This is a genomic window from Flavobacterium aquidurense, assembly GCF_031458035.1.
Classification (GTDB): domain Bacteria; phylum Bacteroidota; class Bacteroidia; order Flavobacteriales; family Flavobacteriaceae; genus Flavobacterium; species Flavobacterium aquidurense_C.
In genome coordinates this window covers 356,250-378,183 of the sequence record NZ_JAVDXR010000002.1, presented here as the reverse complement: position 1 = coordinate 378,183, position 21,934 = coordinate 356,250, and the positions used below count along the sequence as shown (strand labels likewise).

The following is a 21,934-nucleotide window of genomic DNA, read 5'->3' as shown; positions in this document are numbered from 1 at the left end:
AGTACTATAAAAATCACAATGTCAGACACTTTACTGCAAAAAAAATCAAAATAAAATTTTAAAAACTTAAAAAATGGTAAGTTTTGCTTTAATAAAAATTAAAAATCGCTACTGCAAAGTAAAACTTCATTAATATGGAATATATATATTAAAAGTCGCGCCCTGCATCGGCTCGCCAACAGCATTAATATAACCATTATGATTTTCGACTATTTTCTTAACGATTGCCAGGCCAATTCCCGTTCCTTCATACACATCTCTTCCATGTAATTTCTGGAAAACACCAAAAATTTTCTCGTTGTGCTGGGGTTCAAAACCAATTCCATTGTCAGCAAAACTAATATGACAATAATTATGTTCTGTCGATAGATTTTCAATTTGCAGATCAAAACCATTCACCAATCGACTTTTGATATTAATTTCTAAAGGCTTTTCTGTTTTTGCAAATTTGATGGCGTTATGAATCAGATTTTCCATTAACTGAACAAACTGAAAAGGAATAACCTTCGCCGTATCATGAAAATCAGTTGTTATTACAGTTCCTTTTTCCTGTAGATTTTCATGCAATGCTTCTTCCACATCCCTGATAATAGTGTTAAGATCAACCGTTTCAAATCTTCTGTCAACAAGTGTAGCGCGGGAGAACGTCAGTAGACTGTTAATCAGCTCTCTCATTCTGTTGCAGGCATATAAAATGCGGTCGAATTTTGTCTTGCCGTCATCAGATAAATTGGCATATTCATTCGACAAAATAAGATTTGAAAATGTCTGGATTTTTCGCAATGGCTCCTGTAAATCATGACTTGAAATATAGGTAAAAGCATCTAATTCCATGTTTTTCTTTTTCAGTTCATCAGCATGTTTTTCTATTGCGGCATATTGAGCAGCAAGCTCTTTATTGGTCTTTAAAATTATTTCGTTGAGGGCATGGGTTTCTTCTTCCTTCTTTCTTAATTCCTGATTTTTTCGGAACAATTCGGTAAAGACCATTACTTTCGCCTGTAATATTTCCGGCGACAACGGCTTAATCATATAATCAACAGCACCAGACTGATAGCCTTTGAAAATATATTCATTTGTATTCATATTAGCCGTTAAAAAAATAATCGGGACATGTTTCAGTTTTTCACTTTGTCGGATCATTTCAGCTGTTTCAAAACCATCCATCAATGGCATTTGCACATCCATCAATATAATGGCAAAATCCTGATTTTTCAGTAAGATCCGCAAAGCATCTTTTCCAGATGTTGCTTCCACAAACTTATACCCACGATCTGCCAGGATAACCTGCAGTGAAAGCAGATTTTCCTTTTTGTCATCGACTATTAAGATTTTAATTGCGTTGTCTCCCATTAGATTTTGCATTGAAATATGAAATTTTTATTAAAACCCCTGGCTCTAATTATTTTCAACATATAGTCTTGAAGCTATCTGTTTTTTTTTATGAATATGACAATTCGCAAACTGTACACTTTTTTTGCCACAGATTAAAAAGATTTACCCAGATTTTATTCCCTTATTATTAAAAAAAAATCTGTGTTAATCCTTCGAATCTGCTTTAATCTGTGGCTAATTTTTCAGCTTGGTATTAGTCACGAATCGTTCTATTTGTGAATTACACTCAACATTTTATTTAAGCCACACACGCATCAGCGAAGACAATTGTTCAACGTTTACCGGTTTGGTCATATAATCTGAAGCTCCTGATTCTATACAACGCTGTCTGTCGCCTTTCATTGCTTTTGCAGTCACGGCAATAATAGTAAGGTCTTTATGTCTGGCATCTTTCCTGATGCGTTTCATGGTTTCGTAACCATCCATTTCGGGCATCATAATGTCCATCAGGACAATATCAATATCTCTGTTTCCGTTGAGAATATCGATTGCTTCCTGACCGCTTTCTGCACTTATTACGTCTAATCCGTAGCGTTCCAGAGCTGTCGTTAACGCAAAAAGATTACGTACATCATCATCCACCAGCAATACTTTTTTACCTGGCAGTACATCTTCTTTCAAGTAAAATGACTCGATGATTTCTTTCATTTCATCAGGCAATTCTTTATGAACACGATGCATAAACAACGCTGTCTGATCTATAAGTTCCTCCATAGAACCTGCACTTTTCGTAATGATACTATGGGCAAACCTATTCAGTTTAAGCTTTTGTTTTTTAGTAACATCAGCCGCCGAATGAATAATAATCGCCGTTTCCTGTCCCGCAATATTATTCTCCAAATCCGTAATTATATCGAGTCCGTCAGCATCTGGCAAAACCAAATCTAAGATAATACAATCAAATGATTTTTCCTGTATTAATGTCACAGCTTCACTGGCAGTTTTTGCGCTCGAAATTGTAATATCATCACCGTCTATTGCATTTATTATTCGGCTTAATTCCAATTCATTATCATCTACAACTAAAAGGTTTTTTACTTTTTTATTTTTAAAGTCGTGAATGTCATTAAAAAGATACGCCAGCGAATCATTCTTAACCGGTTTTAAGAAAAAGTTTCTTGCACCGCGTTTTAATCCTTTATTTCGCTCGTCTTCGCCGGAAATAATGTAAACGGGAATATGGCGCAGGTTGAAATCGGTTTTTAATCGGTCCAGAATTTTCCAGCCGCTCGTATCCGGCATGTTTAAATCCATCGTAATCGCATGCGGATGAAACTGATTGATAAAATCAACAACATCATTTCCTTTTGTGGTTACAATTGCCTTAATTCCGTTTTGATGCGCCTGCTCGAGCATGATTTTAGCAAATGTCAGATTATCTTCTGCAATCAATAAAACTTTGTCTCCCGGTTTAATATCGGTTCTGTCATCGCCAATTTCATCGACAAAAAACAAATCAATATCAGATCGGTTAAATTTCTCCGAAGGCAATGATTTTATACGGCCTTTCACATCTGTTTCATCCTCATATTCAATATCTTCTATTTCAGAAATATCTACGTATTGCAATGGCAGGAACAAGGTAAATTTACTTCCGATGTTGGTTTCACTTTCCAATTCGATACTTCCTCCCAATAAATCTGAAAGTCCACGGCTAATAGATAATCCCAAACCGGTTCCTCCATATTTACGGCTCGTAGAACCCTCGGCCTGTTGGAAAGCTTCAAAAATGATATTTTGTTTTTCTTTTGAAATTCCGATTCCAGTGTCTGAAATTTCGAAAGCCACCACATCTTCGGCATTATCAAGACTCGGATTTGTAATTTTCCAGTTATTTTTAGCTTTGTAAATTTTCAATTGAACTTCTCCTTTTTCGGTGAATTTGAAAGAATTTGACAGCAGGTTTTTCAAAATCTGATTTAATCGCTGTGAATCGGTTTCCATAAGTTCCGGAAGCTCGTCGTCCATGCTGATTTTAAAACGTAAATGTTTCGCCTCTGCAATCGGGTTAAAAGTAGACTCCACAAATCGGCTGATTTCATCAAAGCTAATTGGATTGTAATCCACAGAGATATAACCGGATTCAATTTTAGAAAGATCCAGAATGTCGTTAATCAACTGAATTAAATCGTCCCCGCAGGAGTTGATGGTTTTGGCAAACTGAATTTGTTTTTCAGAAAGATTTCCGTCTCTGTTCGCAATTAATTCATTCGCTAAAATCTGTAAACTGTTCAGCGGCGTTCTTAACTCATGCGACATATTTGCGAGGAATTCCGACTTATATTTTGATGTCAAAGTCAGCTGATCTGCTTTTTCTTCCAACGCTTTTCTGGCAACCTCTACCTCTTGGTTTTTAAGCTCCACTTCTTCTTTTTGATTCGCCAATAAAAATGCTTTTTCTTCCAGTTCTTCGTTGGTATTTTTTAGTACTTCCTGTTGACTTTTCAGCTCGTTTGCCAATGATTGTGATTGTACCAAAAGTTCTTCCGTTCTTGAATTCGATTCGATCGTATTCAATACAATTCCGATACTTTCTGTCAATCCTTCTAAGAAATCTAAGTGTGTCTGACTAAACGTATCAAGTGAAGCCAATTCAATAACAGCTTTAAGTTGTCCTTCAAATAATACTGGTAGAATAATAACGTCTTTTGGTTTGGCATCACCTAGTCCCGAATTGATTCGGATATAATCTTTCGGAACATTACTCAGAATAATTCGTTCTTTTTCGACAGCAACCTGACCTATAAGTCCTTCACCCATTGCATATTGCGTTGGTGAATTTTTTCTTTTAACGTATGCGTAAGATGCAATCAAATTCAGTTTTGAATCATCAAAATTCTCATCTTCCTGTAAAATATAGAACAATCCGTGTTGTGCTGTAACTACCGTTGCCAACTCCGAAAGGATTTTTTTAGTAACCGAATTCAGCTCTTTTTGCCCTTGAAGCATCTGTGTAAACTTAGCCAAATTCGATTTCAGCCAGTCTTGTTCCTGATTTCGTAAAGTTGTTGCTTTCAGGTTCGAAATCATTTGGTTAATAGTATCTTTAAGTGCCTCTACCTCACCTTTTGCTTCAACACCAATAGTTCGCGTTAAATCCCCTTGCGTTACCGCAGAAGCCACTTCTGAAATCGCACGTACCTGAGTCGTCAAGTTCGCTGCCAGCTGATTTACGTTTTCCGTTAAGTTTTTCCAGGTTCCCGATGCTCCAGGTACATTCGCCTGACCTCCGAGTTTTCCTTCCGCTCCAACTTCACGCGCCACGGTTGTTACCTGATCCGAGAAAGTTGCCAGCGTATCAATCATTTCGTTGATTGTATCGGTTAATTGTGCCACCTCTCCTTTGGCATCAATGGATAATTTTTGCTTCAGATTTCCTTTTGCTACGGAAGTTACAACCTTCGCAATTCCACGCACCTGAGAAGTCAAATTCGAAGCCATTAAATTAACCGAATCCGTTAAATCTTTCCATGTTCCCGCAACTCCTTTTACTTCAGATTGTCCTCCCAGTTTTCCTTCGGTACCAACTTCACGCGCCACACGAGTTACCTCGGATGAAAACGAATTCAGCTGTTCCACCATGGTGTTGAAGGTATTTTTCAAATCCAGAATTTCCCCTTTTACGTCAACGGTAATTTGTTTTGAAAGGTCACCATTGGCTACGGCTTTGGTTACATCGGCAATATTACGCACCTGACCCGTTAAGTTCGATGCCATCTGATTCACCGAATCCGTTAAATCTTTCCAGGTTCCTGCAACTCCCGGTACGAAGGCTTGTCCTCCCAGTTTTCCTTCTGTTCCTACCTCTCTCGATACACGGGTTACCTCCGAAGCAAAACTTCGAAGCTGATCCACCATTGTATTTACGGTTTCTTTCAATTGCAGAATTTCTCCACGAACGTCGGCAGTAATTTTTTTAGACATATCTCCGTTCGCTACAGCGATAGTTACCTCGGCAATATTACGCACCTGAGTGGTTAAGTTACCCGCCATTTGGTTCACCGAATCGGTCAAATCTTTCCACGTTCCGGCAACTCCCGGTACATTCGCCTGACCTCCCAGTTTTCCTTCGGTACCCACCTCACGCGCCACACGAGTTACCTCGGAGGCAAATTCACGAAGCTGGTCCACCATGGTATTCAGGGTTTCTTTTAATTGAAGAATCTCCCCGCGAACGTCAACGGTAATTTTTCGGGACATATCCCCATTCGCCACGGCAATCGCCACATCGGCAATATTACGTACCTGAGCGGTAAGGTTTCCTGCCATTTGATTCACCGAATCCGTTAAATCTTTCCACGTTCCGGCAACTCCCGGCACATTCGCCTGACCTCCAAGTTTTCCTTCCGTTCCTACCTCTCTTGACACACGGGTTACCTCCGAAGCAAAGCCTCGAAGCTGATCCACCATGGTATTAATTGTATTTTTAAGCTCTAAAATTTCTCCTTTTACGTCAACGGTAATTTGGAGCGATAAATCTCCTTTTGCTACCGCTGTGGTTACTTCGGCAATGTTACGCACCTGACCAGTTAAGTTGGACGCCATCTGGTTCACCGAATCCGTTAAATCTTTCCATGTTCCACCAACACCTTCTACCTGTGCCTGACCTCCCAGTTTTCCTTCGGTACCAACCTCACGCGCCACACGAGTTACCTCGGAGGCAAATGAATTCAACTGCCCCACCATCGTATTAATGGTATTTTTAAGTTCCAAAATCTCTCCTTTGGTATCTACGGTAATCTGACGTGATAAATCGCCTTTTGCTACCGCTGTCGTTACCTCGGCGATGTTACGAACCTGACCTGTTAAATTCGATGCCATCTGATTAACAGAGTCTGTTAAATCTTTCCAGGTTCCCCCGACACCTTTTACTTTCGCCTGACCTCCGAGTTTTCCTTCCGTACCTACTTCCAATGCCACACGGGTAACCTCAGAAGAAAATGAATTCAACTGATCCACCATCGTATTAATGGTTTTCTTCAGCTCCAGAATTTCCCCTTCGGCGACTGCCGTAATCTTTTTCGATAAATCTCCGTTGGCTACCGCTGTTGTTACCTCGGCGATATTACGTACCTGCCCGGTTAAGTTGGACGCCATCTGATTCACCGAATCGGTTAAATCCTTCCAGGTTCCACCAACACCTTTCACTTTTGCCTGACCTCCGAGTTTTCCTTCTGAACCTACTTCACGCGCCACACGCGTTACCTCGGAACCGAATGAATTCAGCTGATCCACCATCGTGTTGATCGTATTTTTAAGTTCGAGGATCTCCCCCGCTACGTTTACTGTAATTTTTTTGGATAAATCGCCTTTTGCTACCGCCGTTGTTACCTCGGCAATATTACGCACCTGACCCGTTAAGTTCGATGCCATCTGGTTTACCGAATCCGTCAAATCTTTCCAAACTCCACCAACTCCTCGTACTCTTGCCTGACCTCCCAGTTTTCCTTCCGAACCAACTTCACGTGATACACGCGTTACCTCAGATGAAAACGAGTTCAGCTGATCCACCATCGTGTTGATTGTATCTTTTAGTTCCAGGATTTCTCCTTTTACGTCAACTGTAATTTTTTTGGATAAGTCTCCTTTTGCCACCGCCGTTGTTACATCGGCAATATTACGCACCTGACCTGTTAAGTTGGACGCCATCTGATTTACGGAATCGGTTAAATCTTTCCAGGTCCCTCCAACTCCTTTTACCTGCGCCTGTCCTCCCAGTTTTCCTTCGGTTCCTACCTCTCTCGCCACACGCGTTACCTCAGAGGAGAACGAGTTCAGCTGATCCACCATGGTATTGATGGTATTTTTTAATTCTAAGATTTCTCCTTTTACGTCAACGGTAATTTTTTTAGATAAATCTCCTTTTGCCACCGCCGTGGTTACATCGGCAATATTACGCACCTGGCCTGTTAAGTTCGAAGCCATTTTATTTACCGAGTCAGTCAAATCTTTCCAAACACCACCAACACCTCGCACTTTTGCCTGACCTCCCAGTTTACCTTCTGTACCTACCTCACGCGCCACACGGGTAACTTCCATCGAAAACAAATTCAGCTGTTTTACCATTCCGTTTACCTCTTTTGCAATTCGGAGGAACTCTCCCTGAAGCGGGTTTCCTTCAATAGAGAGCGGCATTTCCTGAGATAAATTTCCTTTTGCCACAGATGTGATTACGTGCGCAATTTCAATCGTCGGGTGCACCAGATCTGATATCAGTGTATTTACCGAATCAACGCAGGAACTCCACGAACCACGAGCGCCGTCAAGTGCCACGCGATTGGTTAGTTTTCCTTGTTTACCAATGCTTTTTCCAACTTTCTGAAACTCAAAAACCATTCGCTCATTCAGGTCGATGATTTCATTCAAAGTATCACAAATTGATCTTTTAATTCCATTTTGATCTGTTGGGAAACGTTGCGCGAAATTACCATTTTTGACTTTCAGCAAAATCTTTAAAAACTCTGCATCAGTCAAAATTGATTCCTCAGAATCAACTTTTTCCCTTCTTGATTTTGCAGGCTCATCTCCTGAAACAATTGGAAGTTCAATTGCAATTTCCTGAGATTCAACAGTTTTAATTTCTTTTATTTTTTTCATATTCCCAATTCTTTTCGAATGATTAAAAAAATCCGACACTACTATTTTTATTTAAACACATAGAAACATAGCTTAGCTAAATGCTTAAAAAGGCGTTCCACTTATACAAAAACATATAGCTATCTGTGACAAACTTGCTTCTTTTTGTACTCTTTTTCCCCAATCAAAACTATATTTCTATGTGTTTAATTTTTGTTTAACCTGCTTAACATAGTTACTTAAACATCTCTGAGACCTGATAGGTTTTAAGTACTTTTATTTACAAACCATCATCAAACAATATTTTCCTTAAATGAAACTGCACAAAAGCATCCATAGAATCAGATCGTTTTGTGTTGTCATTATAATTTAATGGCTTTATAATATAGCCTGATATTCCTAACTTTTCTGCCTCTGTGCGATCATTGTATTCTGATGAAGTCGTCATGATAAAAACCTTTAAATCTTTGAGCTTTTTATCCTCCCTCAACACATTAAGGAATTCTATTCCGTTCATTCTTGGCATATTAATATCCAGCAAAATCACATCCGGAATCAATTCAAGTTCAGAATCCCGCAGCATTTTTAATGCCTCAATTCCGTTATAAGCGGTGTAAAGTACATACTCACTTTCGAATTTTTTTAAAGACCGTTCTACACTTATTACGTCCAGTTCGTCATCTTCGACCAGTAAAATTGTTGGCTTTTTCATAACTTATTATTTCTCCATGTAAAAACAAATTCGGCTCCCTCGCCTAATGCCGACTTCACTATGATATTCTCCTGTTGATCGTCTATTATTTTCTTCACTATTGCGAGACCAACTCCGGTGCTTTCCTGCTCATTTTGTTCGCGCAGGGTCTGAAATATTTCGAATATTTTCTGGTGATATTCAATGGCTATACCGATTCCGTTATCTTTAACTGAAAATTCATAAACCCCGGCATAGCTTTGACAGCTAATCTGAATCAAGCCGTCTTCCTGAGGTGTATATTTTACGGCGTTGCTAATCAAATTAGCAAAAACCTGTTCAAGTTTAATTCGCTCCGTAAATAAATCAGGAAGGTTCCCAATTTCAAGTCTGAAATTCCTTGGAACAATTGAATCAGCAATTTCATGCACCAAAGCATTTGTATCAATATGCTCTGAAGGCGCTTTTAAATTCAGCCGCGCATAATCAAGTAAACCATTAATAAGTGCTTCCATGCGTCTGGTTTTTTGCGGAATAATTTTGAGATATCGCTTTAGTTCCGGTGATAACTCATTTTCCATATCTTCTTCAATCCAGCTCACAACGTTGTGAATACCACGGATTGGTGCCTTAAGATCGTGCGAAACTGCGTAAGCAAATTTGTTCAATTCGGCATTTCTATTTTTTAGTTCATGAATATTTTGATCCAGTTTCTCTGACATCCTGTTGAGTGAAGTTGCCAATGCTGTTAATTCGTCATTTCTGGTGTCTTTCACTATTGTAAAATTTCCTTTCGAAATATTTTCGGCAAGACGAATCATTGAAGTAATTCTTTTATTGGTGATGAACATTATAAAGATAGTACTTAGAAACCCAACTATAACTATGAGAGTCAGGAAAATAAGTGAAAAAGTTCTGGCATAACGCAAGGAATTAAGCAACATTTCTGTGTGGTGTTTCCTCGCTTTATACTCGATTTTATCAAAGCGTGAAAATTTCTCGGCAATGGCATCATTTATTTTTTTTCCGACATGTCTTTTTAACGAAGAATCGAAAAGATTTTTATAGGAATCCGGATTTTCTTTTCTGGATTTTATCAATAACTCCGAATATTTTATCCAGGAATTATGAAGCACACTAATCGAATCTAAGATAGCATGCTGCGTCATATCATCATCAATAAGTTGTTGCTGCTCTTTTATCAATAAAGGTACTTTATTCAGCCCGAGGAAATAAGATCTCAGAAAAGTATGATCATCAGTTAAGAGAAAACCGCGGAACGCACTTTGCATTTCGATAATCGTTTTATGTGTTTTATTAGAATTACGGATTATTTCTTCAGATCTGGCAAGAAACTGTGAGTTAAGCTGTACTTTTTTTGAAAGCAGATAATTCGTGTATGAGTCCGCTACGGACAACAAAATCACCAAAGTAAACGCTACAAGAATTTGAGTCGATAATTTCATTTAATACCAATTAAAAATCCATATCATACTGTGCGGCTGTAGATTATCACATAAAAATACTAAAAATAATAAGATCTCAACTGAATATTTTTTGTGCACAATTTTTATTGATGAACCTTTTACGACTACCACTAATCTTAAAACCGATTCCAATTAAGCAGCAAAAGTATAGTGACTTAAAATTCTTTTTAAGTCATTAAAATTATTTGGTTTTGATATAAAATCATAAGCCCCGAGTGCTTTTGCTTCACGAATAATATCATCTAATTGTGAAGTAGAAAAAATAATGATAGGGATTTCTTTTAACACTTCCTCCTTTTTTATTTCCGTTAAGAATTCCAGCCCGGACATAATTGGCATGTTTAAATCCAGAAAAATAATGTCGGGCGAAATCTCCTTTTGTCTTAATTTTCGTAATGCTTCTACAGGATTATACATTGCAGTATAAGTTGTATCGGAGACGGCTTCCAGAGCTTCCATGAATAATTCACAATCATCTGAATCATCATCAATTTGTAGTATATTTTTATAAGTCATCTGCTTATTCTGGTAAGTAAAGTTCTATCAATAATTCTTAATTTATGGATTCTCCGAATGAAGAATGTAATATCAATTTAACGTCTATAGGGCCTATAAAAGGCTCATTTTTTCTAGTTTAACAAATATGCATTCATTATTTTCTTTTGCTTTTACATAATTTCATTCAAATGTTATATTGTTTCAACCTACAGCATTTTATTAAATAAGAATAATCTTGCTTTTTTATGTGAATTTTAGAATAATTCATTATTATTTGATGCAAAATCCGTATTTTTACAAGACATCATCATATAAAATAAACAAATATTATCTAAAATGAACTATAAAAACATTTTGCAGATTGATGATGATTCAGATGATTGTGAGTTCTTTCAACAGGCGTTGGAAGAAGTGTCGAATGCTACTTATATGGCACTTCATAATCCTATAGAAGCATTACAAAAATTAATTGATAACGATGTAAAACCAGATCTGATTTTCCTTGATATCAATATGCCTCTTATGAGTGGTATTGAGTTTTTGGCGGAAATTAAAAAAAGGGACGTTATTAAAAATATTCCTGTCATTATATTTTCGACGGCTCCTGTATCTTCTCAACTGGCAAAAATACTCGATGCTAAAGATTACCTCACAAAACCAAGTGATTTTAATGACCTTAAGGTTATTCTGAAAGGGATAGTATCATAAACTTAGGCTTTTATTTCAAAATAAACCACAAAAAACCTGTACTTACAAGCCTTTTAATTCAGCTAAACTGATTTAAATGATTACTCCATTTTATATTTTTTATAATTGATTTATTCGGGTTGTAGTTATTTATAAGCCTGGGATTTTATACCGCGGACTTGTCTTGGATTGAAAATACTGACCTATTTTTATACCACCATATAAATTTTCCGCAACTGCTATTGCAACACTTTTACAACCTTACAAAACACAAACTACTGATAATTATAAAATTACGAATCGAAATCGTATAATAGTTTTATGTTTAGGCACACCTACATTTGCTTATATGAATCATTAAAACTAAAATGTTATGAAGACTTCAAATCAAAAAACCAGCAGCACTGCGAGTGCAAAATCAGAAGGTAAAAAAGCTGATGCAAAAGGAACCGATGCTAAAAGCACCACCAAATCTAAAAGCGATGATAAAAAATCATCGACAAAAAAATAGTAATTTTTAAAATTCTGACTCATATGAGCATAGAAAACAAAGAAAATTACGGTCGTGATGACCGTGATTTTCATTTTCAGGAACCGATTATAGCCGATTCTGAAAAAGACGAAAGCGAAAGCTATGTCGATCAATATGAAAATATTACACCCGACAATGATAATCCTGAAGAGGAAACAATCGTTAATACGGAAGACACTATTACAAATGATGAAGATGATTTGGATCAAAGCTTTTTAGATGCCCTGGAAGAAGATCAGGAAGAAGAAAAGTTTGAAGAACAAATTGATCGTGACGGCGACGATTTTCAAGAAGACAATTTTGATAACGAATAATAAAATCTTTACTAATGGAATTTGTTTAACTAAATCTAAAATTATGAAAACTATTTTCAATTCCGGTAATCTGGAAAATTTTGGTGAAACTTTAGAATCTAAAGTCTCAGGTATTTCTGCTAACACCTTTATGGGAGCCGCTGCAGGTTCTTTGCTGTTAGCTGCAACTTTAAAACTGGCAGGACAAAATCAGGCTGGTTCTTTTTTGGGCAAGTGGGCGTTTCCGCTTCTGGCTATTGGGTGCTATAAAAAATTCTCAAACTCTTCTCTCTTCAATGATAAAAAGCAGGAAAGGTATGAGACAAAAGATCAAAACGAGAGTACATAAAAATGACTGATGTATCGATATTTAGGATACATCATTTTATTGCTCCAAAAAATAACTCGTTATGGATCTTTACCTAATTTTTCAAATTATTATAGTATCAATTGCCGCAACATCCACCATGACATTATTTAGTTTTGCAGTATCTACAAAGTACAGAGCGGTATATAAAGAACCTTTATTACTTACGTACTTGCTGCAAAATTTCAAAATCAATCTTTCAAATGCTTCCAAAAACACATTAGGCTGGTTGTTACATTATGGTTTTGGAGTGGCTTTTGTAGCTGTTTATCATTATTTTTGGGCACGAAATATATTACAATTATCTATTTTGCACGCACTTGTATTGGGTGCCGCAAGTGGAATTATCGCCATCATCAGTTGGATGATCTTTTTTAAAATTTCGCATTATCAGCCACTAATCACTTATAAAGGTTATTATATACAATTATTCGCAGCCCATATTATTTTTGCCCTTACTGCTACTGCGGTCTACGCTATTTCCTTGACAGTCACTTTGCTGGCAGACACCTATTTTGCTCCAAAGTAATTTTTCAAACCAAAAAGGAAAATCTTTCACACTAATTTAAATAACAAAAATGGCGCATAATTAGCGCCATTTTTATTTTTTAAAGGAGAAAATTTCATCCAGATTTATTTCCTTATTTTTTATCAATTTTATAAAGTCTTCCCTGATCAGTAACAGCGTATAAAGCTCCGTCATTTCCTTGTGTAATATCTCTAAATCGTTGCCCTTCTCCTGCCAAAAGTCTTTCTTCTCCAACTACTTTATTATTTTCGATTGCAAGGCGCACAATATGCATTCCGCTTAAAGCACCAATAAAAAGATTATTTTGCCATTCCGGAACACGATTTCCCTTATAGAAAGTCATACCACTTGGTGATACAACTGGATCCCAATAATAAACAGGCTGTTCCAGACCTTCTTGTTGCTGAATTCCTGCACCAACTTTTTCTCCGCTATATTCGATTCCGTAGGTAATTGTTGGCCAGCCATAATTAGAACCGGCTTTCAGGCGATTGATTTCGTCGCCTCCGCGTGGTCCGTGCTCTGCCAGCCATATTTCACCTGTAACGGAATTTAAAGCTAATCCTTGCGGATTTCGATGACCGATAGTATATAATTCCGGTAATGCACCGGATGTTGTAAATGTTGGGTTTCCTGGGGCAGGTTGTCCGGTTTTTGTTATTCTGATCACTTTTCCTAATCCTGCCGTAACAGATTGTGCTAAAGGTCTGGTTTGTAATACGGAACGTTCTCCAGTACTTACAACCAGATTTCCTGAAGAATCAAAAAGAATGCGCCCTCCATAATGAAGATCACTTGGATTTGCAGGATTAGCACGGTATATTACCACCGCTCCCTCTATAGCTTTTTCATCATTTGACAATCTTCCTTTGGCTACTGAAGTTTGATTTCCGCCCGTAACAGCTTCAGAAAAAACCCAGTAAATCATTCGGTTTGAAGCAAATTCAGGATCAAGACATAAGCCCAATAAACCTCCCTGACCAGCCGGGTTAACTGCGGGAATTCCCGTGATTGGTGCACTTACTTCTCCACTCACTGTTACAATACGCATATTACCCGCTTTTTGAGTAACCAACAATCTTCCGTCCGGAAGGCTTTTTACACCCCACGGAGCAGTCAACCCTGAAGTGATAACCTTAGCTTCAAAAGCTGTATTGGTTTTCAATCCGCTAGCTCGGGTCTGTCCTGCAAAAGCCGGTTTATAAGCTGTATTTGGTGTATTGGTTTCAACCGGATCTGTACTTGTGCCCGGATCTGGCGTTTCAACATGATCTTTATCGTTTGAACAGCCGCAGGCTATAAACAAAACGCTAGATAAAATAGAAATAATGAAGTTAGAATGTCGCATCATGATGGTAGATTTTAGGTTAATATTTTCTATGAAATGAATACAATAGTGAGATTGGAATTTCTATCAAATTTCACAAATTAAAAATGAAAGAGATTATATAATTAATCGTAAAAATTATACAATTTATTGTAAATCAGCATAAAAAAAACACTTAACCGGCAAAAAACGAATCTGATAATTATACAATGGAGAAAGATAATCTTATAAAATAAAATCATATTTCAAGCCTAAATTTGTTAGTACTAACAGGCAAAATAAATACTTACAGCGTTGAAATTTTTAAGGTTTCAGCTGTTATAAAAAACCAAAACATTTTTCTATTGCTAACCAATCAATTTTCAAGATATGTCACTTTCTAAATACAATAAAAAAAGAGACTTTAAGCAAACTCAGGAACCGAAGGGTAAAGTTGAAAAATCTGTCAATAAACTGATATTTGTGGTGCAAAAGCATGCCGCTTCGCATTTGCATTATGATTTCAGACTGGAAATAAATGGTGTTCTGAAAAGCTGGGCAGTTCCTAAAGGTCCGTCCATGAATCCGGAAGTAAAACGTCTGGCGATGATGGTTGAGGATCATCCGTACAGCTATAAAGATTTTGAAGGCACAATTCCTACGGGAAACTACGGTGCCGGAAATGTAATTGTTTGGGATAACGGAACGTACGTACCCGCAGAAAAAACAGATTCACCTGAAAAAACTTTAATGGCCAACCTGAAAAAAGGCCGTTTAAGTTTTATTCTGAAGGGCAAAAAACTTAAAGGAGAATTTTCTTTAGTAAAATTAACCGGAAAACAAGAAAATGCTTGGTTATTAATCAAAAAAAGTGACGAATTTGCGTCTGATAGCGATATATTATATCACAACAAATCTGTCATTTCGAACAGAACTTTAGAAGAATTACAGCAAAAAGCTAAAAAAATAACTTCAGCTGATCAGAAGCAAATTTTAAAAGAACCTCACCAAAGCGAGAAAAAAGCAGTTTTTATCAAGCCAATGCTAGCCACGATTACTGATAAGGCTTTTGATGATGAAGATTGGGTGTTTGAAAATAAATATGATGGCTACAGAACGATTGCTGTTATAAATCAGGGAGACGTTGAATTGTATAGCCGTAATGAGATTTCTTTCAATACTAATTTTAAACCAATTGTCGAGGAATTAAAAAAAATTGACTACACAGCGGTATTAGATGGTGAAGTTGTTGTTGAGGACGAAGATGGAAAAGCAAGTTTCCAAATGCTTCAAAATTACCTTAAAACGGGTGAGGGTATCCTAAAATATTATGTGTTTGATTTATTGAATCTGGAAGATAACATCATTACCAAATTATCATTAATCGACCGAAAAGAGCTATTGAAAATCCTTTTTAATAAATATAAATTCAAAAATATTTTTTATGCTGATCATACTATTAAAGAGGGAATAAAACAGTTTGAACTTGCCACAAAAAATAAAGAAGAAGGAATCGTTGCCAAAAAAGCAGACAGTATATATCTCTCTGATAAACGAAGCCATGACTGGCTTAAAATTAAAACTTCGAATCAGGAAGAAGTGATTATTATTGGGATTACCGAACCTAAAAATTCAAGGAAGTTTTTTGGTGCAATTCTAATGGCGCAGTATGATGGAAAAAAACTTCAATATATTGGAAAATGCGGAACGGGTTTTACAGACCAAATCCTGGAAGAATTGTACACTAAATTAGAACCCTATTTTACTACAGATTCAACTTTAAGCAAAAAAACAGGACTTAGAGATACAATTCAATGGGTAAAACCAAAATTAGTTTGTCAGATAAAATTCTCCGAATGGACACATGACAACCATCTCCGACATCCCATATATCTTGGTTTAAGAATAGACAAAAAAGCTAGTGAGGTTGTATTTTCGAATAATTCTAAAAATTCAGAAGAAGTAAAAAAAGAAGCCATGGATGACACTCAAAAAAACGAAAAAGAAAATAAAACAGAAAATGATTATGATCTGAAAGTGAATAAAACGGTGCTTCATTTGACGAATCAGAATAAAATATATTTTCCTGCAGATAACATAACAAAAGGCGATATTGTGCAATATTACAATGAAGTTGCTGATGTTATATTGCCTTATCTTAAAAATCGTCCCCAATCTATGAATCGATTCCCGAACGGAATTGAAGGTCCGAGTTTTTATCACAAAGAGATTGATATTGATAAAAGTCCGTCGTGGTTAAAAACCAAAAAGATATTCTCAGAATCTAATGACGCTGATGTTAATTACCTGATTTGCAACAATAAGGAAACTTTGCTTTATATGGCAAATTTGGGCTGCATTGAAATTAATCCGTGGAATTCTACTATTCTGCATCTTGATAATCCGGACTGGCTTGTCATTGATATTGATCCCGATCAACAAGATTTTTCAGAAGTCGTTAAAACAGCTTTAACTGTAAAAGAAGTTATGGATGAACTGGAAACAGAATGTATTTGTAAAACTTCAGGTGCTTCCGGACTTCATGTTTATATTCCGCTAGGGGCACAATATGACTATAATTCTACAAAAATTCTGGCCGAATTAATTGCCAAAGAAGTGCAGTCCCGATTACCGGATTTAACGACTTTAGAACGCAGCATCAAAAAGAGAAAAAATAAAATTTATCTGGATTATCTGCAAAACCGAAAAGGCCAGACATTAGCGGCACCCTATTCTGTGCGTCCTAAACCTGGAGCAACAGTGTCCACTCCTTTAGAATGGAGTGAGGTAAATGATAAGTTGCATCCATCGCAATTTACCATTAAAAACATGTTAAGTCGTTTGGAGAAAAAAGGTGATTTATGGACACCTGTTTTAGCAAAAGGTGCCAACGTTAAAAAGATTATCAAGAAAATTGAAGATCGCGATAAAACGTAAGACTTTATTTAATTTTCACAAATAAAGGTTGTAAATATTTCACCATTAAGATATTAAGATAAAGTAAGACTCTCTTACTTAATTTTCTTAACTAATTATTATGCTTTCAGGTTCTATGAACACAAAACTTAACTTTCTTAATCTCTTAATGGTAAAAAATAAAACGGAAGTTGTATTATTTTAGATTCTAAGATGATTTTTTCTTTTTAGTTTCTAAACTTGCTTTCAGCATTTCCATAAGATCATCAGATTGTTTGTGAACAACTTTTAAATCGGGAGCTTTTTTAGAAACTTTTCCTTTGGCTTTCTTTTTAATAATATCCAGAAGTTTGGCTGTGTATTCATCTTTAAAAGCGCTAATATCAAATTTTTCTGTAAGCTGTTCGATTAATTTCTCGGCCATATCCATTTCTTTCGCACTGGTTGAAGACGCCGGAGGAAGTTTTAATTCTGCTGTATTTCTGATTTCCTGTTCGAATCTAATTCGGTTTAAAACAATCACATTTTTATACGGTTTTAAAATCGCCAGACTTTCTTTGCTTCTCAAAACAAAACGGGTCACTCCTACTTTGCCCGATGCTGCAAGCGCATCACGAAGTAAGGCATACGCTTTCATAGCACCTTTATCAGGTTCGAGATAATACGGCTGTTCGTAATAAATGCTTTCGATTTCTTTCTCCAAAACAAAACTTTCAATATCAATGGTTTTAGTTTTGATGGCATCCGCAGCTTCAAAATCTTCATCTTCAAGAATTACATATTTGTCTTCGATTTTGTAGCCTTTTACAATATTTCCGTAATTAACTTCTTTGCCGGTACTTTCATTTACTCTCTTAAATAAGATGTGTGAATGATCTTTCGCATCTAACATATCCAAATCAAGATTGCTTTCCTGCACTGCCGAAAATATTTTCACCGGAATATTAATCAAACCAAAACTGATTGAACCTGTCCATATTGCTCTCATGATTTCATCATTTTAAATTGACTTTAAAATTAAATCAGAAGATTAATTTTATGTTATAGGATATCGGGAATGTTTTATAGAATAATGAGTTGAAATGTTATTTGCTTTTAATGAATTGGAAAAGAAAATGATATATTTGAAATAAATATTGTGTGATTAGCGTCATACGTATCTACCTTGATTTGGGTAGCTTTGTGTGATTATGTTACACATATATACAAGTTATAGACAATATTAAAAAACTGCTAAAAATGAATATTTCAATTTACAAGGAAATCATCAAAAATCTGAAACCATTAACTAATTCCAAGTTTATGTATAATAGAAAAAGGTGGGAAAAGTTGAATCCAAAATTTACAAATTTCATTTCAGAATTTGAAAATGTAGATATATCAAGACAAGACGTAATTGATTCTTTTCAAAACTTTTATATTGGAAAATCAAATTGGGAAAAACCATTTTTATTGACAATGATTTGGGGATTTGCTGATACTGGATATGGAACGTACCGAACAAACAATTACATAGCAGAAGAAAAAAATCAAAACCTGATTCAAAAATCTTTTGAAGCTGTTAAAAACAATAATTTAGAATTGGCTTATAAAAGTTTAAAATCTATAAAAGGGTTAAATATAAGTTACATCTCTAAAATTTTATACTTTGCTACAAAAGCGTGCGATTATAAAGAATATGCCTTGATTTATGACATTAGAGTAGCTAAATCTCTTATAAAATTAAGTACAACACCAGAAATTTTTGAAATAGTTGAAGTTGTTCCATCATCCAAATTTGTACATTATAAAATATATAACACATTAATGCATAAATATTCAGCAGAATTGAATCTCGACGCAGAATCATTAGAAATGTTTTTATTTGAGCAAAGATTCTAAATAGAAAATACTGGCTATAACAGCTACAACGGATTTGGGCAATCGACTTAATGGAAAGTTGGTTTTGTATTTGGAAGATTTGGCAAATCCGAGGAATGGGCTTAATTTAATCTCAAACCCGCTGTAGAACTAAGACGTTAGTGGCAATTGGCTCTGGAAACTTGAAATTATAATTACATGAAAAATACGTCATTTTTACCTATATTATTTTTATTATTGATTTCATGTAATTCAAGAAAGAACCTTATCGGAACCTATAGATCGAATTTTGCTGTGCATGGTTTTTTCGTCACTCAGATAAAATTTAATCCAGACAGCACAACTGAATATCGTATGGCTGGAGATTTAATGAATGAAAACTTAACAGGACGATTTAAAGTCTCAAATAATATTGCATATATAAAATTTGACAAATTGAAATACGATCAATCAAAAGACAACTTATCGTTCAGCGAAATACTTACAAAAGAAGTAGATACAAATGAATATCGAAATATGCATTCATATGATTTGAAGTATGAAAATAGTATTCCTTATCATTTGAAATATAAAATAAAGCAAAATAAACTAATAGTTTATAATATTGTAACAGGCAAAATTGTTCGAAAAATTCAAGGATCAATGAACAAAAGAAAATATTACTTAAAGAAAATAGATTAATATCTGCCACTAACAGATAATCCTATGTATTTGAGTATTAGGCTTAATGGAAAGCTGGTTTCGTATTTGTGATGATTTGACAAATCCGAAAATAGGGCTTAAATTAGTCCCAAACCCGCTTTAGCAGCACCAAAACGTTAGGAGTAATTTTAAAAATCAGAAATCTTAAAATCAATACGATGAATACTGAAGAACATAACGCAAAGATTGTGGAGCAATTTTCTAAACAAGCCATTCCATTCACAAAACTATCAGGGCATTTAGATTCGATTGAAATACTTAAAGAGATGGCTGAATTGACGCCAGAAGACAATGTTTTAGATATTGCCTGTGGGCCAGGACTTGTGCTTTGTGAGTTCGCAAAAACGGCAATCCATGGAACAGGAATAGACATAACACAGGTTATGCTGGAACAAGCCCAAGAAAGACAGAAAAACTTAGGTTTGACAAATATGAAGTGGGATTTAGGCAATGTTACAGAATTACCATATAGTTCAAATTCATTCTCATTAGTGATTACAAGGTATAGCTTTCATCATTTTTTAGAACCAAAAAAAGTCCTATCTGAAATGTATAGAGTTTGTAAACCAAATGGACGAATTTTGATTGCTGATGTAGTTTTATCAAAAGAAAAAGTAAATGCGTTTAATGAGATGGAAGTTATAAGAGACAATTCTCACACGAAGGCTTTGACTTTTGAAGAATTTGAAGAACTTTTATCCTTTTTTGAATTGACAAATTTAAAGAGAGCATCTTACAAGGTTGAAATGGAACTTGAAAGACAACTTTCTGCATCTTTTCCAAAAGAAGGGGATGATGAAAAGTTGAGACAAATCTTTAAAAATGATTTAACTGAAAACAATTTAGGCGTTGAATCGCATCTAATTGGAAATGAAATTCATTTTTCATACCCAATTTCAGTTTATGTAGGACGTAAATAAAACTACACCTAACAGCCGTTACCAGCAATAATACAAGAAAAGAAATAATGAAAACACCAAAATTATTAATATTAATTTTTCTATTATTAGGAAAATATATAAATGCTCAAAATAAGATTGACCAATTTTTTAAAATAAAAATAGAACAATCTCTAATTTCGAGAGGAGATAATTTTCCGGATTTTAGAGTAAAAAAAGATAGTTTGGATGTGTTTTTATTTACACTTCATAAAGGTTATTCTCCAAATGACTTTCAAAACTATACAAAGTTTAATGACGAAAAAATGTCAAATCTAATTTCCTTATTAGAATCCAAAAATTGGCTTCATCGAATAAATAATCAATACAAACCAACAGTTTTCATTTCCGACGCAGAAGATGGAAAATTACTTTATAAATATGCAAAACCCATTTCTAAAAAAATCACAAAATCAATAACTAAAAATTTATCTGAAATAAAATCACAATTTGACCAAACTGAAATTTCAAAAAAACAAAATTTTCAAAAATGGTCATTTCTGATTTTAAGTGATGTTTTATTAGATTCTTGGCAAATTGATAATGTTGAAAAAGATTTTCTTAAGAAAGAAGACAGACCTTTAAGACATGGAAAGCATTATTATTACAAAATCAGCGAAAATACAAATCCACAAATAGAATCTTTTGGGATTTATGGCAATCAATCTCAAAAAATTGGAGATAAATATAATAGCGTCTATGGAAATAACAGACTTAATTTAAAAATATCTTCATCTGAGAATCTAATTTCAAAATCAGACAACAAAATTTTTGATGAAATGGCTAAAATCTACTTGCCTGACTTATTAAAAATTTTAGAGGATGAAAGAGATTATAGTAAAAAGATATATGCAAAATTAGGGTATGACAAAGAAATATCTTTTGAAGAATTTTTTATTTGGTGGTATCATTTCATTTATACACAATCAACTGACGAAATGAATAAAAAAGGAATTTTAACAATACCTGCAGATGGAAATTTTGATTACGTAACAGAAGATTAAATAATTATTGCTGGTAACAGCTCTACAACGGATTTGGGCAATTGGTTTAATGGAAATATGGTTTTATATTTCGATGATTTGGCAAATCTGAAGAATGGGCTTAATTTAGCACGAAACCCACTCTAATACCAAGACGTTGGGAGCAATTTTACA

Annotated in this window: 17 protein-coding genes; 10 read left to right on the top strand and 7 right to left on the bottom strand. The window is 35.3% G+C overall.

The genetic code is table 11. The annotated features are described in order from the left end of the window. Nucleotides 1-129 precede the first annotated feature (129 nt). The 5 genes from J2X17_RS04765 to J2X17_RS04745 form a co-directional block, all read right to left on the bottom strand. A complete protein-coding gene (locus J2X17_RS04765; RefSeq protein WP_310295185.1) occupies nucleotides 130-1,365 on the bottom strand; it encodes a sensor histidine kinase in 1,236 nt (411 codons plus the stop codon). A gap of 264 nt (nucleotides 1,366-1,629) precedes the next feature. After that, on the bottom strand, nucleotides 1,630-7,992 hold the full coding sequence (locus J2X17_RS04760) for a hybrid sensor histidine kinase/response regulator (RefSeq protein ID WP_310295183.1): 6,363 nt from the start codon (nucleotides 7,990-7,992) through the stop codon (nucleotides 1,630-1,632). Between the two features lie 259 nt (nucleotides 7,993-8,251). After that, nucleotides 8,252-8,683: a response regulator gene (locus J2X17_RS04755; protein ID WP_310295182.1), complete on the bottom strand. Its 432-nt coding sequence runs from the start codon at nucleotides 8,681-8,683 to the stop codon at nucleotides 8,252-8,254. Further along, on the bottom strand, nucleotides 8,680-10,128 hold the full coding sequence (locus tag J2X17_RS04750) for an ATP-binding protein (RefSeq protein ID WP_310295180.1): 1,449 nt from the start codon (nucleotides 10,126-10,128) through the stop codon (nucleotides 8,680-8,682). The genes J2X17_RS04755 and J2X17_RS04750 overlap by 4 nt, the downstream gene beginning before the upstream one ends. Before the next feature lie 153 nt (nucleotides 10,129-10,281). Next, nucleotides 10,282-10,665: a response regulator gene (locus tag J2X17_RS04745; RefSeq protein WP_310295178.1), complete on the bottom strand. Its 384-nt coding sequence runs from the start codon at nucleotides 10,663-10,665 to the stop codon at nucleotides 10,282-10,284. A 318-nt stretch (nucleotides 10,666-10,983) separates the two neighbouring features. On the opposite strand from J2X17_RS04745, the gene J2X17_RS04740 reads away from it, so the two are divergent. The 5 genes from J2X17_RS04740 to J2X17_RS04720 all read left to right on the top strand — a co-directional run bounded on the left by J2X17_RS04740 (nucleotide 10,984) and on the right by J2X17_RS04720 (nucleotide 13,055). Then, nucleotides 10,984-11,355, top strand: a complete 372-nt coding sequence (locus J2X17_RS04740) for a response regulator (RefSeq protein WP_310295177.1) — start codon at nucleotides 10,984-10,986, stop codon at nucleotides 11,353-11,355. Nucleotides 11,356-11,707: 352 nt separating this feature from the next. Further along, nucleotides 11,708-11,845 carry a hypothetical protein gene (locus tag J2X17_RS04735; RefSeq protein WP_310295175.1) on the top strand — a complete coding sequence of 46 codons (138 nt, stop codon included), beginning with the start codon at nucleotides 11,708-11,710 and terminating at the stop codon, nucleotides 11,843-11,845. A 23-nt stretch (nucleotides 11,846-11,868) separates the two neighbouring features. Next, nucleotides 11,869-12,180: a hypothetical protein gene (locus J2X17_RS04730; protein ID WP_310295173.1), complete on the top strand. Its 312-nt coding sequence runs from the start codon at nucleotides 11,869-11,871 to the stop codon at nucleotides 12,178-12,180. A 43-nt stretch (nucleotides 12,181-12,223) separates the two neighbouring features. Next, the gene (locus J2X17_RS04725; RefSeq protein WP_310295172.1) at nucleotides 12,224-12,508 is read left to right on the top strand and encodes a hypothetical protein; all 285 of its coding nucleotides are present in this window, start codon (nucleotides 12,224-12,226) and stop codon (nucleotides 12,506-12,508) included. Nucleotides 12,509-12,569: 61 nt separating this feature from the next. Further along, nucleotides 12,570-13,055: a hypothetical protein gene (locus tag J2X17_RS04720; protein ID WP_310295171.1), complete on the top strand. Its 486-nt coding sequence runs from the start codon at nucleotides 12,570-12,572 to the stop codon at nucleotides 13,053-13,055. Nucleotides 13,056-13,167: 112 nt separating this feature from the next. Here the strand turns inward: J2X17_RS04720 and J2X17_RS04715 are convergent, their stop codons facing one another. Beyond that, nucleotides 13,168-14,403: a PQQ-dependent sugar dehydrogenase gene (locus J2X17_RS04715; RefSeq protein WP_310295422.1), complete on the bottom strand. Its 1,236-nt coding sequence runs from the start codon at nucleotides 14,401-14,403 to the stop codon at nucleotides 13,168-13,170. Between the two features lie 348 nt (nucleotides 14,404-14,751). Here J2X17_RS04715 and ligD point away from each other — a divergent pair, with 348 nt between their 5' ends. After that, on the top strand, nucleotides 14,752-17,298 hold the full coding sequence (ligD, locus tag J2X17_RS04710) for a DNA ligase D (protein WP_310295170.1): 2,547 nt from the start codon (nucleotides 14,752-14,754) through the stop codon (nucleotides 17,296-17,298). Between the two features lie 187 nt (nucleotides 17,299-17,485). Here the strand turns inward: ligD and ku are convergent, their stop codons facing one another. Next, complete coding sequence (ku, locus tag J2X17_RS04705) at nucleotides 17,486-18,265, bottom strand: non-homologous end joining protein Ku (protein ID WP_310295169.1); 780 nt, start codon at nucleotides 18,263-18,265, stop codon at nucleotides 17,486-17,488. 251 nt (nucleotides 18,266-18,516) lie between these two features. Here ku and J2X17_RS04700 point away from each other — a divergent pair, with 251 nt between their 5' ends. The 4 genes from J2X17_RS04700 (at nucleotide 18,517) to J2X17_RS04685 (ending at nucleotide 21,781) form a co-directional block, all read left to right on the top strand. Next, nucleotides 18,517-19,158: an 8-oxoguanine DNA glycosylase OGG fold protein gene (locus tag J2X17_RS04700; RefSeq protein ID WP_310295167.1), complete on the top strand. Its 642-nt coding sequence runs from the start codon at nucleotides 18,517-18,519 to the stop codon at nucleotides 19,156-19,158. A 177-nt stretch (nucleotides 19,159-19,335) separates the two neighbouring features. Next, nucleotides 19,336-19,818 carry a hypothetical protein gene (locus tag J2X17_RS04695; protein ID WP_310295165.1) on the top strand — a complete coding sequence of 161 codons (483 nt, stop codon included), beginning with the start codon at nucleotides 19,336-19,338 and terminating at the stop codon, nucleotides 19,816-19,818. A gap of 179 nt (nucleotides 19,819-19,997) precedes the next feature. Further along, nucleotides 19,998-20,759: a class I SAM-dependent methyltransferase gene (locus tag J2X17_RS04690; RefSeq protein WP_310295163.1), complete on the top strand. Its 762-nt coding sequence runs from the start codon at nucleotides 19,998-20,000 to the stop codon at nucleotides 20,757-20,759. 47 nt (nucleotides 20,760-20,806) lie between these two features. Then, nucleotides 20,807-21,781: a hypothetical protein gene (locus tag J2X17_RS04685; RefSeq protein WP_310295162.1), complete on the top strand. Its 975-nt coding sequence runs from the start codon at nucleotides 20,807-20,809 to the stop codon at nucleotides 21,779-21,781. Nucleotides 21,782-21,934: the final 153 nt, after the last annotated feature.